The sequence below is a fragment of the Caballeronia sp. LjRoot29 genome (assembly GCF_964252755.1).
Taxonomy (GTDB): Bacteria; Pseudomonadota; Gammaproteobacteria; order Burkholderiales; family Burkholderiaceae; genus Caballeronia.
The window spans coordinates 1-16,795 of record NZ_CAXUPU020000007.1 but is presented as its reverse complement, the minus strand read 5'-3'; the positions used below and the strand labels follow the sequence as shown (position 1 = coordinate 16,795).

The window sequence follows — 16,795 nt, the reverse complement described above, 5'->3', positions numbered from 1 at the left end:
ACCTTAAGGGTGAGTCGCAAAAGCGATCACTAGATGGAAAGGTTTCACTATACAGCGCCTCGAACCAGCCCCTATAGTTGTCTCAAATAGATAATGGAGACTCCTGATGCCCAATCCGTCTAACCGCGCAATCTATCGCGGCGTGTTCCCGGTCGCCCCGACCGTCTTCGACGCCACCGGCCGCCTCGACCTCGATGGCCAGCGACGCGCGATCGATTTCATGATCGACGCCGGATCGCACGGCCTGTGCATCCTCGCCAACTTTTCCGAACAATTCGCGCTCACCGACGACGAACGCGCCGCCGTACAGAAAGCTGTGCTGGAGCACGTGGCCGGCCGCGTGCCGGTGATCGTGACCACCACGCATTTCAGCAGCGATGTCTGCGCGGCCCGCAGCCGCGCCGCGCAGGACGCCGGCGCCGCGATGGTCATGGTCATGCCGCCGTACCACGGCGCGACCATCCGTGTGGGCGAACGCGGGATTTACGAGTTCTTCAACCGCGTGTCCGACGCCATCGATATCCCGATCATGATCCAGGACGCGCCGGTCGCCGGCACGCCCCTCTCCGCGCCGTTCCTGGCGAAGCTCGCGAAGGAAATTGCGAACGTGTCGTACTTCAAGATCGAAACGGCGCAAGCGGCGTCGAAGCTGCGCGAACTGATCGAGCTGGGCGGCGACGCGATCATCGGCCCGTGGGATGGCGAGGAAGCCATCACGCTGATTCCGGATTTCGATGCAGGCGCGACCGGCGCGATGACCGGCGGCGGTTATCCGGACGGGATTCGCAAGATCGTCGACGCCTACACATCGGGCGATACGGAAGGCGCCGCCAAGCTGTATGAGCAATGGCTGCCGCTGATCAACTACGAAAACCGCCAATGCGGTCTCGCCGCCTGCAAGGCGCTGATGATGGAGGGCGGCGTGATCCGCTCCGACACCACGCGTCACCCTTTTGCCGCGATGCATCCATCGACTCGCGCCGGCTTGCTGAAAGTCGCGCGCCGCCTCGATCCGCTCGTGCTGAGCTGGGGCAAATAGCACGCGCCAAGTAACGCAATCCGCACGCTCAATTACACCAACAGGATTCGAAACATCATGGAAATTTCCAGCGACCTGCTGATCGGCAAACAATCCGTCCACGGTACGAACGGCTCAATCAAGGGTATCGATGCCGCGACGGGCGAGCCGCTCGCGCCCGCCTTCGGCGGCGCGTCGCTCGATCAACTCGAGCAAGCCTGCGCGCTAGCGTGGCAAGCATCGGATATCTACCGCGAACTGCCGCTTGAAACCCGCGCCAGGTTCCTGGAAACGATCGCGCAGAACATCCTCGATATCGGCGATGTGCTGATCGACCGCTGCGTAGCCGAAAGCGGCCTGCCGCGCGGACGCATCGAGGGCGAACGCGGCCGGACCGTCGGCCAGTTGCGCATGTTCGCGGCGGTCGTGCGCGAAGGCGATTTCCTTGGCGTGCGTATCGACCCGGCGCAACCGGAGCGCAAGCCGCTGCCGCGCGTCGATTTGCGCCTGCGTTATGTGCCCCTCGGCCCCGTCGCCGTGTTCGGCGCGAGCAACTTCCCGCTGGCGTTCTCGGTTGCCGGTGGCGACACTGCCTCCGCGCTGGCCGCCGGTTGTCCCGTGATCGCGAAGGCGCATTCGGCGCATCCGGGGACGTCGGCGCTGGTCGGACGCGCCGTGCAAAAAGCGGTCGCGGACTGCGGTCTGCCGGAAGGCACATTCTCCCTGCTCTTCGATAGCGGCCGCGACATCGGCCAGGGTCTCGTCTCGGATCGACGCATCAAGGCAGTCGGCTTTACCGGCTCGCGCGGCGGCGGCACGGCGCTGATGAAGCTGGCAGCGGCGCGTCGCGAACCGATTCCGGTCTACGCCGAGATGAGCAGCATCAACCCGGTTTTGTTGTTCCCGCACGCGTTGAAAAACCGCGGCGCGGCGATCGGCAAGGCCTTCGCCGGCTCGCTTGCGCTGGGTGCCGGCCAGTTCTGTACGAACCCTGGCCTGGTGCTGGCAATTGATGGCCCCGAGCTCAATGCGTTCATCGAAGCAACCGGTGCTGCGTTGAGCGAGACGCCGGCCGCCACGATGCTGACGCCGGGTATTCACAAGGCTTACGAATCGGCGGTGAACAAGACAGCGGAACACGGCGAGGTCCAGACACTCGCGCGAGGTTGTGCAGCGAAAGGCGCGACGCAAGGGCAAGCGGCGTTGTTCTCGACCACCGCTGCAGCGTTCCGCGCTAACCCGGAATTGCATGAGGAGATCTTTGGCGCGGCTTCACTGATCGTCCGATGCCCGGACCTGGCCACCGTGCTTGAGCTCGTCGAACAATTGGAAGGCCAGTTGACGGCGGCATTGCATATCGACGAAGCGGATTTCGACGATGCACGCCGTTTCCTGCCAGCGCTCGAACGGCGCACCGGACGGATTCTTGTCAACGGGTTCGGTACGGGCGTCGAAGTTGGACATGCCATGGTCCATGGCGGCCCCTTTCCCTCCACCGCCGACGGCCGATCAACGTCCGTGGGCAGTCTCGCCATCGACCGCTTCCTGCGTCCCGTCAGCTACCAGGACATGCCCGACGGCTTGTTGCCGGACGCATTGAAGACCGCCAATCCGCTCGGTCTGAACCGGCGGCTCGACGGCAAGCTGCAGTTAGGGAAGTAAGGACCTAAAGCGGCGGGCAATCACACTTCGAGGCAGCAGTTCAAGCTGACCTCGAAGTACTCGTAACTGCGCTGGATGCTGCGTTTGACTTCGCGGATGTCGGCCATGCGCGGCGTGAGGCCCATCATGGTGGCGACAATATCGAGCGCTTCCCACGGATGCGCGTCGTCGTAATGGGTGTGCATCCTGAGCCAGCGCATGGTCTTCTTGCGGATCGGTTCAGGGTAGCTATACGCGAGGGTGTCGCGGCTGCAAAGCAGCGTCGACCATTCTCCGGTCACCCCTTCAACGGCAAAATTTGTCGCCGCGATCGACGCATGCAGCGGGTCCGCATTGCTGCTTTTCCAGCACCAGTGACTCAGTGCGAACGCAAGCGCGGGCGCTTCGCCGGCTTGCAGGTCCTCGCGCGTTACCTCGTGGGCCGCGGCCCAGTCGACCCAGTAATCGGCGTGGTTCTGCTCGACGCGGATATTACGCGTGAGATACCGCCGCGCCATACGCAAGCCCGGCGTTTCTTCGGGTCCGATCTTCTGCAGGTTCATGCCCATGTACTGCGGAAACTGATTGATCACCGGCCAGCCGTTGATCAGGAACGCACGCATTTCACGCGGGCCAAGCTCGGCGTCGCGCAAGGACCGAAACAGCGGATGAGACGTCACACGGTTTTTCGCCGCGCCGGTTTCCAACAAAACTTCCTGCAACCAAAGTGGGTAGCTTGCTGTGTTCTTGAGGTCGCCCTCTCTTGTAAACCCACCCCCCATTACGCCTCCTTAGCTAATGTCAGGACGGCCGGCTCTGTCCAAAGCGTTGGCCGCCCTATGTAATACCCTTGCGCGTAATCCACCCCGAGGGCATGCAGCGCCCGCAGGATCCCTTCGCTTTCCACGTATTCCGCAATGGTCCGGCATTTCATGGAGTGGCCCATTTCGTTGATGGCCGCGACCATCTCGCGGCTCACCGGATCGAGCACCATGTCGGTCACGAAACTGCCGTCGATCTTCAAATACTCCACGGGCAGATGCTTCAGGTAACCGAACGACGACATGCCGGCGCCGAAGTCATCGAGTGCGAAATGGCAGCCGAGCGCATTCAGTTCGTGCATGAACCGCGCCGCCGATGCCAGGTTGGCAATCGCGGTGGTCTCCGTAATTTCGAAGCAGATCATGCCAGGCGAGACGCCCGTGCGCTGAAATTGCTCGCGCACGAAGCCGAGGAAACGTTCATCGCCGACCGACGCGCCCGACAGGTTGATCGCGTATTCCTTGAAACGCTTATGACGGGTACGCGACAGCATATCGAAGGCATTGCGGATCACCCACCGGTCGATCGCCGTCATGAGGCCATAGCGCTCGGCGGCAGGAATGAACAGCGTTGGCGCGATCACGCCGTTGGTCACGGTCGGGTCGAGCATGCGCAACAGCAATTCGGCGCGCTGCCCTTCCGATGAGGCCGGCAAGCCCTCGCCGACGGCCACGATGGGTTGCACGTAGAGGCAGAAGTCGTCGTGTTCGAGCGCCTGCTTCAGACGTCGTCCCCACGATACCTCGCTTGCGTGGCGCGCCAGTTCGCGGTCGCCGAGGTCCGCCAGCTGCACCCGGTCGCGGCCGCGTTCCTTCGCCATGTAGCAGGCGATATCGGCGAGCCGCATGGCCTCTTCCACGCTCATTTCCGTGTTGCGCAAGTCAACCACGCCAACGCTCACGCTGGTGGTGAACGGCTGCGCCTCCCAGTTGAAGACGAAGTCATTCAGGCACGCGCGCAGGCGTTCCGCGACCTCCTGGATGCCCGGGGTGTCGTAACCCTGCAGCAGCACGCCGAACTCGTCGCCGCCGAGCCGCGCGAGCGTGTCGTCGGGCTGCAGGCTGGCCTCGAAGCGCAACGCGACTTCACGCAACATGGCGTCGCCGGCTGCGTGGCCGCAGGTGTCGTTGACCACCTTGAAACGGTCGAGATCGAGGAACAGGAGCGCCGATGCCGCCGGCAGCCACGACGCCACCTCGCTCCAGCGCGTACCCAGCGCATGTTGCAGGCGCCGCTCGAATTCGGCGCGGTTCACGAGCGCCGTGAGGCCGTCGTGCGTGGCTTGCCAAGCCAGGCTTTCGATATATTCGTACTCGCGGGTCATATTGCGCAGGATCAGCACGAAGCCGGATTCCTCATCGGCCATGTTCGGCGATGCGCCTGCCGCGCTGATGCGCGACGTCACCGCCTGCACGCGAATCTCTGCGCCGTCGCGCCGCTGCAGCAGCATTTCAGCGGCTTCGCCATCTGGGCGCGTGCCCGCCCGGGCGTCTTCGATCGGGTTGAGCGGCTGGCGGCTATCGGCGTGAAGCAACCTGAAGTTCTGGATCAGCGGCCGCCCGAGACAGTCGTCCGCCAGACGTCCGGCGATGCGCTCGGCCGCCGGGTTAATGAACTCGATATGCCCTGAGGGTCCCGTCGCGATCACCGCCTCGCCGATGGAACCAAGCGTCGCTTTCGCGCGCGCCTCGCTTCGCTTGAGCGCGGCTTCAATGCGCCCGCGCTGGCCGATCAGCCGCCGCACATGCACCGTTGAGAGACACACGAGCAGTAGCGCGGCGACCAGGTCGACCGTCAGTAACAATGACGCCGTCTTACGGAATGCAGTACTTAATACCTGAGAGAAAGCCCAGGAGAGCGGCGCGATGGTCGCGTTGATCGTCGCAATCTGCGCTTTATAGGCACTCACGAGGGTCATGGGCAAGCCGCCGGCCGCGACCCGCGCGTGCAGCTCGTTGCCGACCCGCTCCAGCTTCGCCATTTCGGCGTCGCCGCGGGTCCAGTAGCCGACCGCCTCGCTGAAATAGCTGACGTGGCGGAACATCTTGAAGGTCCAGATCACGTCGCTGACGTCGTCGGGATGTACGCCGCTCGCCATGAGCGCCCGGCGTGCGGTGACCGGATCAGCCTTGGGCTGGTCGAGTGCCAGACGGGCCGTGCGCAGGTTGCGCGGGCCGTCCATGGCGGTCAGATACTGCTTGTAGCTGCTTTCGGAGCCGGTTTCGGCGTACAGGTTCAGATAGAAAGCCGCATCTTTCTGGCCCTTCGACCAGATACTTTCTCCGCCAATGTAGGCCCGTACCGACGACATGATGTCGATACTGAAAATGGCGAGCGAAACCAGGACAAGAATGACGACCAGAAACGGCCAGGTGATCCGTATGAGCTGCGCATTCTCGCCCTTAGACGGCATGTCCATCGATATGTCCCTTCTCCAGGCCCGATGCCGGGTGAGTTGCCGAGGTCACGCGGCGAGCATCGGATGGTGAGTCACTTGTATTTTTGGCGGCTTTAGGGGTGTTGCGCCCAGCCTCTCGCAGCGCGCTTACATCCTACCAAATTGCGAGTCTGGCTCAAATTTATTACTGGGTGTTCTATTCAGCGTAAACACCGAAGAATAATGGGCTCAAGCTGTTGTTTTTGAATCCGCAGCGGCCTGTTTAGGCGTGCCTTAAAGCGCCATATTCGGACAGAACCTAGGCTCCCGCCGACGAAACCACCGGCCGCTTTTACCTGTTCGCCAGCGCCTTGACCGGCGGGGCCTAAGCAGGCATTTAAGCGCTGTGGCGCAAGCTCCGCGTGATCGATCCCCTAGCGTGTTGACGCCGCCACGGAGATGTCACATATTGATTCCGGCTCTCTCGGCGATTGTTTAGCTTAGGGAGTCCGAAGCATTTCATCATACGAGTAACGGTATTGTCCGATTAAACCGGACACGCAAGCGGGAGGGACAACCCTTGTGTCCCGGGAGGTTTCTGGCATGGCCCATCTCTTCTTTCCCACATCCGCCGATTCCGTGACCTGCAAGCGTTGCGGCAACGACATCCCGAGCGATGCCGATATGTGTCCGCACTGCGGCGCCGATCACGGCCCGGTTGGCCCGGACTCAAGCGCGGCGAAAACCACCGCGCTCTCAACAAACCTGCGCTTGCCTTTCGGCGCGCGTCGCGAAGTCCTGAACGTGTCGCCGCCCTACCCGAGCATGACGGACGAGTCCGGGCTGGCCGGCACCGGCGAGCCGCGCTGGGACGTATCGAGAACCATCACGCTGGGCGCCGTGGCATTGGTGCTGGTAGCCGGCGGCGTGATCTATTCGCAGCGCGGCAGCAGCCGCGTTGATACCACCACCCACTCCGAAACGCCGGCCGAGCATAGCGCGTATGGCGTCATCGATATGAAAACCGCCCACGATACGCCAGCGCCCACAGCGCCCCCGGCGAGGTCCGCTGCCGCGGCCACGGCCATGACAACCAGGCAGGCGCAAACAGCGGCAACGCCCTCCGTCGCCGCCCGCGAAGCCTTGCCCACCGATACCTCCTCCCGCGCGGCAACGCCGCTAGCCAGCGCGACCGACAACCTGCAGGCCGCGCGAGACGCGATCACGCGCGGCGACCTGACCACGGCGCGGCGGCGTTTCTCGAAGATCCCGGCGTCACAACTGAGCGCCGCCAACGTGCAGCAAACCCAGGCAGACCTCACTAGCCTGGAACACGCACGAGACGAGATGCTGCGAGCCGCGCACAGTTGCGAAGCGATCGGCTCATGGTTGTGCGTGCGCCAGAACGCCCGTGTCGTGCTGACAATCGATGCCAGCAATGCGGAAGCGCAGACCCTCGTCGAGCACGCAATCGCCCGTTCGGGATGGCTCAATAAACCCGCGCCCGCTCCCGCGACCACGGCGGCGCATGGCGGCCGCCATAACAATGCGAACACGGCAGCAGTGACGCCTGCGCCCATGGATGCCCCCGCTCCGCGTGTAGCGGCCACGGTTGCGCCTGCGTCAACACACAAGCCCGCCGTCAGCGTCTCGGCGGCCGAGCATGCGCGAGCCGTCGCCGCGATGGGAGTGCCCACGCCCATTCAAACACCCTTGGCAGCGGCGCCGGTCGCACCCACGGTCGTCACGACCAAGCGCTCGCCTGTCGCCGCACGGGCCGCGCCAGAAGCGGCGCGCGTCAGCACGGGCTCGCAGGCTCCGCTCACGTCGGCAGCGACCGGCACGCCGCTGCTGCAAGAGGCTGCGCCATCTCGTTCGGCAGCACCCGCGTTTGTCCCGATGCCGGACGGTCCGGACGCGATGCCCGCTACCGCATTGGTGGGCAATCCTCCGGCGACCGCGGCCCAGATTCCGAGCGATACCGCCTCACCGACGTCGACACGGCCACTCGCACCGGTCAGCGAAGCTGCGCCGGTGCGGGCGGGCATTGTGTCGCCTCCCGTGGCTCGCACGGCCGCCTCAGGTCGCAACCTGACTAGTGCGGCTCCAATGCATGTGCCGGCCTTCAATTCGACCAATGCCGACGAGGAGGAGCGCGCAATCCTGGAGTCGGGCTGGAGCAAGAGCCCGTCGCCGGCACAACGCTCCACGCCGCAGTAGGAAGCACGCAGTAGGAAGCACGCGGTAGAAACACGCTGCAGAAACACCCGGGAGACAGGGAACAGGAGACTTTTAGGAGGTTGAAGGCCGCGCCGGGAGACGCAGGCCACTGTGGTCTATACGTGTAATGAAAGTTGGCCAACACATTAAAACGACTCACACGACATCATGCGCAAGACTTTCTTCTTCATGCTGTTCGCCCTCTTCGGGCTCGCCGGCCTCGTTGCGGAGGCGCATGCGCAATCCGACTACAAGATCGTCACCGGACCGGAACGCGGCACTTACATCCAGATAGGCCAGGACCTGTCGAAGATAGTGGCTGATCCGATCGGCATGAACCTGGACGTTCTCGCGTCCAAGGGCTCCGCCGAAAACGTGCAGCGCATGCGTTACGAACCGGGCGTGAAATTCGCGCTCGTGCAGTCGGACGTGTACCAGGCTTACCTCGATATGGCCAAGGCCGGCAACACGGAAGCAGGCAAGATCATCCAGCCTTTGCGGCTCATCATGCCCTTGTATAACGAAGAAATTTACTTCGTAGTCCGGGCGGACTCGCCCTTGAACTACATCCATGAGATCAAGGACAAGAACATCAGCGTCGGATTGATCGGCAGCGGCACGGCGCAATCGGCAACCACGATCTACAGGCTGATGTTCAACAGCCCGATCCCCGACCAGAACGCGCAGCATTACAGCAACGAGGACGCGCTCGCCAAGCTGATCGTGCGCAAACTCGATGTGGCGGTCATCATCGCGGGGCAGCCGGCCAAGCTGTTCCAGGACCTGAACCCGGACCTGCTGAGCCAGATCAAACTGCTCAAGGTCGATCCTTCAGCGCCCGAGACCGCGCGTGCTGAACAGACGTATTTCCCGGCGACCATCCGCACGTCGAGTTATCCGAACTGGATCAAGGAAGATTCGCCGACGTTCACCGTCAAGGCGTTTCTGGTGACTTACGACTACAACCTGCGCGGTACCGTCGGCGCGATGACGCAGTTTGCCGACTCGCTCTGCACCCACTTCGATGAGCTGCAGGCCAATGGCCATCCGAAATGGAAGCAGGTGAAGATGGAATTGCCACCGCTCACTCGCGGCTGGAAATACTATCCGCCGATAGAAAAACACTTGCGGGCGTGCATCCGGAAGATGGCGTCGGCTGGCAGCGGCGAGTCGGCTACGCCCGTGACGCAACACGCACCTAAGCGCCCATGCACCGATGCAGAAAAGGTGTTGATGTTGTGCAATAACGAATGACGCGGGCGGTGGGAGAGGCAGGCGGAATGAGCCCGCCTGCCTGCTTTGTCGTTTCGGTTACTTCGTTGCCAGTTCCACTTCGGGATAGACCTCGCCGCCGACCGGCAGGTTCTGCGCGACCATGCTTACGCGCGGCTGCAACAGCAGCGCGACCAGCCCGCTCCAGCCGGTCTGGTGCGACGCGCCCACGCCTCGGCCGGTATCGCCATGAAAGTACTCGTGGAACAGCACCAGGTCTTCCGAGCGCGGGTCCGCCTGCAGTTGCGGATACGCGGCCATGACCGGGCGCAGGCCGTCCTTGCCCTTCAGGAACAGGCGCGTCAGGCGGCGCGCGAGTTCGTCGGCTATCTCACTCAGCGAGCGCTTCTCGCCCGATCCCGTCGGATATTCCACGCGGAAATCATCGCCGTAATAACGATGGAATTCGTATAGTGATTCGATCAGCAAATAGTTGACCGGCATCCAGATCGGCCCGCGCCAGTTCGAGTTACCGCCGAACACGCGTGAATCCGATTCACCCGGCAGATACTGCACGCAGAAGCGGTCGCCGTTGTGCTCGAGCACGAACGGCGCGTCCCGATGTACTCGCGACAACGCACGCACGCCGTAGTCGGACAGGAACTCGCTTTCGTCGAGCATGCGCCTGAGCAGCGCCTTCATCCGATGTCCACGCAGCACCGACAGCAGCAGGCTATTGCCCTTGCCCGGCTCGTTCCAGCGCGACACCAGCTTCGCGAGATCAGGCCGATGCTCGAGGAACCATGTCAGCCGGTCCCGCAAGCCCGGCAACTGGCCGTGCAAATGCTCTTCGAGCACATGGACCGCGAACAGCGGAATCAAGCCGACGATAGAGCGGATGCGCATTGGCACGCTCGTGCCGTCAGGGAGTTGCAGCACGTCGTAGAAGAACTCGTCGCGTTCATCCCAGAGACCGGTGTCACACGTATCGCTGCAACTGACCGCCTCGGCAATGTACAAAAAATGCTCGAAGAACTTCACGCCGATATCGACGAATACGTGATTCGCGACCGCCAGTTCCAGCGCGATCCGCATCAGGTCGAGCGCATACGCGGCCATCCAAGCGGTGCCGTCGGACTGGTCGATGCGGCCGCCCGTTGGCAGCGGCGCCGAGCGGTCGAAGATGCCGACGTTGTCCAGCCCGAGGAAACCGCCCTGGAAGATGTTGCGGCCGTCGGCGTCCTTGCGGTTCACCCACCACGAGAAGTTCAGCAGCAGCTTGTGGAAGACGAGTTCAAGGAAGTCGCGATCCGCCTTGCCGGTAATGGCGCGATCGATTTCATAAACGCGCCATGTCGCCCATGCGTGAACCGGCGGATTGGCATCACCGAACGCCCATTCGTAGGCGGGCAGTTGCCCGTTGGGATGCTGGTAGCGGTCCTTCACCAGCAACAGCAATTGTTTCTTCGCGAATGCCGGATCGACCAGTGCAAACGCGGCCGCATGAAACGCGAGGTCCCACGATGCGTACCACGGGTATTCCCACTTGTCCGGCATTGAGACAATGTCCGCATTGCACAAGTGCCGCCAGTCGGCATCGCGGCCACGCTTGCGGGAGGCTGGCGGTTTCGGCTGCAACGGATCACCGTCCATCCAGCGCGTGACATCGAATTGGTAAAACTGCTTCGACCACAGCATGCCTGCCAGCGCCTGACGTTGTACGAGCCGCTGGTCGGCGTCAACAATTTCATGCTGGAGGCCCGCGTAAAAGGCATCGGCTTCCGCAATACGGCGAGCAAACAGCGCGTCGATATCAAGCGGTTGCCGGTCGCAATCCACATCCGACGCCGGGCGCCAGCGCATGGTCACGACCGTGCGGCTGTTCGGGGCAAACTCGAGATGCACGTGCGCGGCGGCGCGCGTGCCGGTGTCGCGGCGAATGGCGCTTTCTTCGCCCTGCACGATGTAGTCGTTGAAGCCGTCCTTGAACGGTCCCGCCCCTTCCGAGCCGAACAAGCGCCTGACGTTGGTTTCGTTCTCGCAGAACAGCCAGTTGACCGTGGCGTCGCCGCGCGCTTCAGCGGTTACGACCAGTGGCTCGTGGCCGTCGCTTTGCGCTATCACGCGGCTGCCCTTTGCATCGGATTGCAAGGTCAGTGAAGGTTTTTTCGAAGGCTGCCACGACCACGTATTGCGCGCCCAGATCTGCGGCAGGAGGTCGAGCGAAGCGGAGCGATCCCCGCGATTTTCGACCGTCACCCGCATCACGATATCTTCAGGCGTATTTTTCGCGTACTCGACATGGACATCGAAATACGCGTTGTCTTCGAACGCGCCCGTGTCGAGTACTTCGTACTCCGGCATGTCCGCACCGCGTCGGCCGTTTTCCGCGACGAGATCGTCGTAGGGGAATGCGGCATGCGGATATTTGTACAGCATGCGCATGTAGGAATGCGTCGGGGTGCCATCGACGTAAAAGTACAGCTCCTTCACGTCCTCGCCGTGGTTGCCTTGCGCATTCGTCAGGCCAAACAAACGTTCCTTGAGGATCGGGTCGACGCCGTTCCACATCGCGAGCGAAACGCACCAGTTGAGGTGGTCATCGCCGAATCCGGCAATGCCGTCTTCGCCCCAGCGATAAGCGCGGCTGCGCGCATGATCGTGCGGAAAATAGTCCCAGGCGGTGCCGTTTTCGCTGTAGTCCTCGCGCACGGTGCCCCACTGACGCTCGCTGAGATACGGTCCCCAGCGTTGCCAGCGCGAACAGTCTGTGGAATGGAGCCGGGCTCCTTCGATGGTGTCGAGTGACTTGGTGGCGCGCAGTGGCGGCATGGGACGTCCTTGACTAAAAGCGTGACGGAAAGACCGATAATCTAGCGCGTTTGCGGCATCTCGGCAGGATCGGCGGGGTCAGCGGGTTGACTATCAAGTTGCGTATCAAGTGGATTATCAAGCAGACGTTCGAGACGCATGAGTTCGCCGAGCGACCACGCCTGGAATGGCGTGCCGCCGGGTGTATGCGGCGCGTCGCCGTCCGCCACTTCGGAAATATGGTCCAGCCCCGCAGCATGCAGATGGTCGCGCAGGGGCCTGACAAAACGCTCGCGGGCGACCGCTTTCGTTGATTGATCGTCGCCGTGAACCCGCAGCCACGCCGCAACGAACGGCCCCATCAGCCACGGCCAGACCGTGCCCTGATGGTACGCACCATCGCGTTCCAGCGGCGCGCCGGTGTAGCGGCCCTGATAGGCAGGATCATTCGGCGACAAGGTCCTGAGGCCGAGCGGCGTCAGCAAAAGCTGCTCGCATTGATCGACGACCGCGCGTGCGGTGACGCTATTTTCTATTACCGCAAACGGCAAGCCGCCCACGGCAAAAAGCTGGTTCGGACGGATGGAATGGTCGAGCTTGCCGGATTGGTGATCGGCGTCAACGACGTCGTAGAGCGCACCGCTAGCCGGATCGGTGAAACGTTGCTGAAAAGCCTGCGTGGCACGCGAGGCCGGTTCCGTCCAGCGCGGATTCCATGCGGACCCAATGCGCAACGCGTTGATCCACAGCGCCTGCACTTCGACCGGCTTGCCGATGCGCGGCGTCACCACCCAGTCGCCCACCTTCGCGTCCATCCACGTCAGTTGCACGCCGGGAACGCCGGCTCGCAGCAAGCCATCGTCGGGATCGGCGCCGATCTGGAAACGCGTGCCGCGTGAGTAGCCGTCGAGAATGCCATCGACGGCTTGCTGCAACCGGTCCTGCGCTTCCCGTTCAGCGTGGCCCGTCGCGAGATAGTCGTGCACGGCGATCACAAACCACAATGATGCATCCACCGAGTTGTATTCCGGCGCGCCGCTGTCGGGAAAACGATTCGGCAGCATGCCTTCAGAGAGCGTGCCGGCCCATTCGAGCAAGATGGATTCGGCGTCGGTGTATCGGCCGGATGCGATCAGCAGGCCGCGCATCGCGATGAAGGTGTCGCGGCCCCAGTCCGTGAACCACGGGAAACCGGCGAGGATCGTACTGCCCTTGTTTCGCGCCACGATGTAGGCATCGGCAGAACGATGCAGCGGCGTTGCAAAAGCTGCACGGCGGGCTCGTTCAATGTCAGCGAGCTGCTTCGCGGTATCGACGGCGTTGGTCTTCGCGCCCTCATTCGCGCTCAACACGAGCACCGCTTCGCCAAGCGATAAATCGAACGAAAAGATTCCGGGCGTAGCGAGGTCTTCGTTGAAGTCCATGCCGCGTTCGCGCTCGGCGGTATAGCAGAAATTGCGGTACCAGTCAGGCGCGTGAACATACGATCCATTCGATGCCGCGACCACCGCCGGCACGTCGCCATACGCTTGCCATCGGACCTGATCGCCCGTCGCCGTGTAATTGAAATTGAACGCCGGGTTCTCGTGATGCGGCGCGTGATAGTCGCGGCCGGAAAGCAATGGCCGAACCTTGAGCGTGAATGCCTCGCCGTCGAGCCGCCAGCGCATCACCGTCTGCGCACTTGCCTTCGCGACGAACAGTTCAGCGGTCAGGATATGGTTGTCGCCGACCTGGAAGCGCCACGTGGGCCACGGGTCGGTATCGAAGGAAAGCAGGCTTTCGGAGGGATCCGGCCAGACAGAACCGTCGCCATAACGCTGCATGGACAGCGGAACGCGCGTCTGCCCGGAGGCGTCCTCCAGCCATGCTTCCACGCCGTTCACCAGCACCATGCGCCCCGCGGGCGGTTGCGTGGCGGTGAGAAGCAGTGCGTGATATCTGCGGGTCCGTTCGGTGCCCGCCGTGCCGGATGCGAAGCCGCCAAGCGCATCGGCTTCGAGCCACTCGTCGTTGAGACAGCCTTCACTGGCAGGGCATTCGAGGCGTGTCATTTTTGGGGCTGCTGCCGGTAGGCGCGAAGACCCTTGCTGGCTTGCGCCCGGATCTTGTTTTGCACGATCGATGACCAGCCGAGCAGCCAGCCTTTGAGTCCGAGCGCCTGACGGCTCCAGGTCCAGAGATCGAAACTATCCTGATGCTCGACGATCAGGCCATCGCGGATCGCGAAACGCGCGTTGATGCGGTTGATCACCTTGCGCCCGGTCTGCGTGAAACGATAGGTCGCGACCCAGTTCGCCGTCGCGGTCTGGCCGACAGTCTGGATGTTGCTGAAAGTGAGGGAGAATTCAGCGGCGCGCGAAATCAGCATGCGCCACATATCTCCCGCTTCGCGGCCCCGCAACACGCCGAACACCGGATCGCGGAACTCGACATCGGGCGCGTAGCATGCCGCCATCGCCTCGGCGTCGGAACGCTGGAAGGCTTCGTAGAAGCGCTGGATCAACGCGGCGTTCGGGTCCGTCATAGTCGGTCTCGTCCAGAGGGAAATTAGCTGACCGCGGCTACACCAATCTAATTCCGCAGCTTAAACCATGAACATGGAGACTGCGTGAATGATCAGGCCGACCGCACCGCCCACCAGCGTGCCGTTCACGCGGATGAACTGCAAGTCGCGGCCGACGCTCAGTTCCACGTCGCGCACGAGCGTGGCGTCGTCCCAATTGCGCACGGTCGCGGCAATATGCTTGGCAATGCCGTCGCGCAGATCCGGTGCAAGCGATTTGAGCGCGTCGCGCATGTGCTCGTTGATCGACTCGCGCAACGCCGGATCGCTGCCCAGCGCTGCCGCGAACGATGCCGATGCGCCCGTCACTTTTTTGTGCAGCGTCGAATCTGCTTGCGCGAGATCGCGGCGCAGCCAGTCCTTGAATTCGTCCCACAGGCCGTTCACGTAGGTGCGCAATTCCGGGCGTTCCAGCCATTCGCGCTTGTGCTGGTCGATGCGTGCGCGGAATGCCGGGTCCGTTTTCAGGCGTTCGATGAATGCTTCCACCGTCCGGTCGAAAGATTGGCGGCGCTCGTGTTCCGGGTTTTCGCTGATGTCGTGCAGCCACTTGTTTGCGCCGCGAACCAGACCGCCGGCGAACTTGTTGCCGAGATCTTCCGCGCTCAGGCCCACGAAACCGAGCATGCCGATCAGCTTCGGATATTCCTCGCCCGCCACGTCGAGGATTTTTGCCGCGAGAATGGCCTGAACTTCCTCACGGTCTAGCCATTGCGCAAGTTCGCGCAGGCCTTCGTCGAGCAGCATTTGATGGCGGCGGTCCGCCGTCAGCGTGGACAGCAATCCGCCTACCGCGCCCGCCAGGTCGAACTGTTTGGCGCGGCGGCGCAGGGCTTCGTGGAGCATTGTCTTGACGCGTTCATCGTCGACGAAATCGAGCATCTGGGCCGCCGCCGCGACCGCTTTTGCGCCGAGTAATGCCGCGTTCGCCGGTTCGGCCAGCCAGATCGCGAGGCGGCCGGCCGGATCGAAGGCGTTCACGCGGGCAACGAGCGCGTCGGTGCCGAGGAATTTATCGCGGACGAATTCGGCGAGGTTATCGGCCACGCGTGCCTTGTTCGCGGGCAGGATAGCCGTGTGCGGGATCGGCAGCCCGAGCGGGTGGCGGAACAGCGCGACAACCGCGAACCAGTCGGCCAGCGCGCCGACCATGGCGGCTTCGGCGAAAGCCGAGACCCACGCCCAGACGCCGGCGTCGTGCTGGCTCTTGGCGAGCACGAAGAGTGCGGCCGCCGCGACGAGAAGGCCGGCGGCGAACCATTTCATCTTCTTTAGTGCGAGTGCTTTGTCCTGCGTTGCCATCTTGGTCGGGGGGTTTGTTGGTGGAACAAGGGCGCCAGCATACCAGTGACACTGGAGGTCGGTGGATTCGCGGAAGGGGTTTTATGGGTCGAGGTTGGGGTGTTGGGTTCTGGCGTTAGCGGGCAGGGTCAGGGTGGTGTTTTTGGGCGTGGTGGTCAGGGTCTATGCCGGGTTGCTGCTTTCCAGGTCTTCGCAGGTTATATCTTGGCTGATTTCTTTATCACTATTAGCCACTGTGCGTGGCGGCACGTCATTTCTTTTTCCAAAGCGAAAAAGAAACGAAGCAAAGAAAACGCTTTCACCTCTCTACCCTAAGTGTCCACAGCGTGCAGTTCCATTTCATGGGTGCCCCAAAAGCACGGTGCTCGCCAGAGCGGAGGATGTTTGAACCCCTCTTTCTCGCGAATCCTGACAGTAAAACGCTTCGCCCCGTACGCTCTCGGGCAAGCACCCGTGTTCCACGGACCGGCACGGCCTCACGCGTATTTGCCGCTGCGGGGCTTCGCGGGTTAGCTATCAGTTTGCATTGTTATTTTCCGGGTTAGGCTTTATGCATTCTGCAGATCCATTTCCCGGTGGTTTAAAAGATGGTTCGGCATGCATACAAATTGGAGGTTGGTTTTCCGCGGATAGCGCGGGGTACTCCTTGGGCAGGTTCAGTCGCTAGTGCTGGCCCGAGAGCGTACGGGGCGAAGCGTTTTACTGTCAGGATTCGCGAGAAGGAGGGGTTCACACATCCGTGGCTCTGGCGAGCACCGTGCTTTTGGGGCACCCATGAATAGAAACTGCACGCTGTGGACACTTAGGGTAGAGCTGTTAAAAGCGC

At 62.5% G+C, this 16,795-nt stretch carries 10 protein-coding genes; 4 read left to right on the top strand and 6 right to left on the bottom strand.

Features of this window, described 5'->3' with window-relative positions:
* The first annotated feature begins 106 nt into the window (after positions 1 to 106).
* Together ACSQ83_RS10525 and ACSQ83_RS10520 are read left to right on the top strand one after the other, a co-directional pair.
* Positions 107 to 1,039 (top strand): dihydrodipicolinate synthase family protein, encoded by a 933-nt coding sequence (locus ACSQ83_RS10525; protein WP_436228092.1) that lies wholly within the window; start codon positions 107 to 109, stop codon positions 1,037 to 1,039.
* Between the two features lie 57 nt (positions 1,040 to 1,096).
* Positions 1,097 to 2,680, top strand: a complete 1,584-nt coding sequence (locus tag ACSQ83_RS10520) for an aldehyde dehydrogenase (NADP(+)) (protein WP_436228091.1) — start codon at positions 1,097 to 1,099, stop codon at positions 2,678 to 2,680.
* A 20-nt stretch (positions 2,681 to 2,700) separates the two neighbouring features.
* Here ACSQ83_RS10520 and ACSQ83_RS10515 read toward each other — a convergent pair whose 3' ends face one another.
* Both ACSQ83_RS10515 and ACSQ83_RS10510 read right to left on the bottom strand, forming a co-directional pair.
* Positions 2,701 to 3,366, bottom strand: coding sequence for a TenA family transcriptional regulator (locus tag ACSQ83_RS10515; RefSeq protein WP_436228090.1), 666 nt, complete (start codon positions 3,364 to 3,366; stop codon positions 2,701 to 2,703).
* 74 nt (positions 3,367 to 3,440) lie between these two features.
* Positions 3,441 to 5,900: a putative bifunctional diguanylate cyclase/phosphodiesterase gene (locus ACSQ83_RS10510; RefSeq protein WP_436228089.1), complete on the bottom strand. Its 2,460-nt coding sequence runs from the start codon at positions 5,898 to 5,900 to the stop codon at positions 3,441 to 3,443.
* 561 nt (positions 5,901 to 6,461) lie between these two features.
* Here ACSQ83_RS10510 and ACSQ83_RS10505 point away from each other — a divergent pair.
* Positions 6,462 to 8,078, top strand: a complete 1,617-nt coding sequence (locus ACSQ83_RS10505) for a hypothetical protein (RefSeq protein ID WP_436228088.1) — start codon at positions 6,462 to 6,464, stop codon at positions 8,076 to 8,078.
* Positions 8,079 to 8,267: 189 nt separating this feature from the next.
* Entirely contained in the window at positions 8,268 to 9,332 is a 1,065-nt protein-coding gene (locus tag ACSQ83_RS10500; protein WP_414953523.1) for a TAXI family TRAP transporter solute-binding subunit, read from the top strand.
* A gap of 57 nt (positions 9,333 to 9,389) precedes the next feature.
* On the opposite strand, the gene ACSQ83_RS10495 is transcribed toward ACSQ83_RS10500, so the two are convergent.
* The 4 genes from ACSQ83_RS10495 to ACSQ83_RS10480 are packed head-to-tail and all read right to left on the bottom strand — an operon-like array spanning position 9,390 to position 15,969.
* A complete protein-coding gene (locus ACSQ83_RS10495; RefSeq protein ID WP_436228087.1) occupies positions 9,390 to 12,122 on the bottom strand; it encodes an MGH1-like glycoside hydrolase domain-containing protein in 2,733 nt (910 codons plus the stop codon).
* Positions 12,123 to 12,163: 41 nt separating this feature from the next.
* Positions 12,164 to 14,155, bottom strand: a complete 1,992-nt coding sequence (locus ACSQ83_RS10490; RefSeq protein ID WP_436228086.1) for an amylo-alpha-1,6-glucosidase — start codon at positions 14,153 to 14,155, stop codon at positions 12,164 to 12,166.
* A complete protein-coding gene (locus ACSQ83_RS10485) occupies positions 14,152 to 14,628 on the bottom strand; it encodes a nuclear transport factor 2 family protein (RefSeq protein ID WP_414953468.1) in 477 nt (158 codons plus the stop codon). Before ACSQ83_RS10485 ends, ACSQ83_RS10490 begins: the two co-directional genes overlap by 4 nt.
* Before the next feature lie 60 nt (positions 14,629 to 14,688).
* Positions 14,689 to 15,969 carry a DUF445 domain-containing protein gene (locus ACSQ83_RS10480; RefSeq protein ID WP_436228085.1) on the bottom strand — a complete coding sequence of 427 codons (1,281 nt, stop codon included), beginning with the start codon at positions 15,967 to 15,969 and terminating at the stop codon, positions 14,689 to 14,691.
* Positions 15,970 to 16,795 lie beyond the last annotated feature (826 nt).

Coding starts and splice junctions, on each gene's coding strand:
- ACSQ83_RS10525 (WP_436228092.1), top strand. CDS start 107: ATGCCCAATCCGTCTAACCGCGCAATCTATCGCGGCGTGTTCCCGGTC.
- ACSQ83_RS10520 (WP_436228091.1), top strand. CDS start 1,097: ATGGAAATTTCCAGCGACCTGCTGATCGGCAAACAATCCGTCCACGGT.
- ACSQ83_RS10510 (WP_436228089.1), bottom strand. CDS start 5,900: ATGGACATGCCGTCTAAGGGCGAGAATGCGCAGCTCATACGGATCACC.
- ACSQ83_RS10505 (WP_436228088.1), top strand. CDS start 6,462: ATGGCCCATCTCTTCTTTCCCACATCCGCCGATTCCGTGACCTGCAAG.
- ACSQ83_RS10500 (WP_414953523.1), top strand. CDS start 8,268: ATGCTGTTCGCCCTCTTCGGGCTCGCCGGCCTCGTTGCGGAGGCGCAT.
- ACSQ83_RS10495 (WP_436228087.1), bottom strand. CDS start 12,122: ATGCCGCCACTGCGCGCCACCAAGTCACTCGACACCATCGAAGGAGCC.
- ACSQ83_RS10490 (WP_436228086.1), bottom strand. CDS start 14,155: ATGACACGCCTCGAATGCCCTGCCAGTGAAGGCTGTCTCAACGACGAG.
- ACSQ83_RS10485 (WP_414953468.1), bottom strand. CDS start 14,628: ATGACGGACCCGAACGCCGCGTTGATCCAGCGCTTCTACGAAGCCTTC.
- ACSQ83_RS10480 (WP_436228085.1), bottom strand. CDS start 15,969: ATGGCAACGCAGGACAAAGCACTCGCACTAAAGAAGATGAAATGGTTC.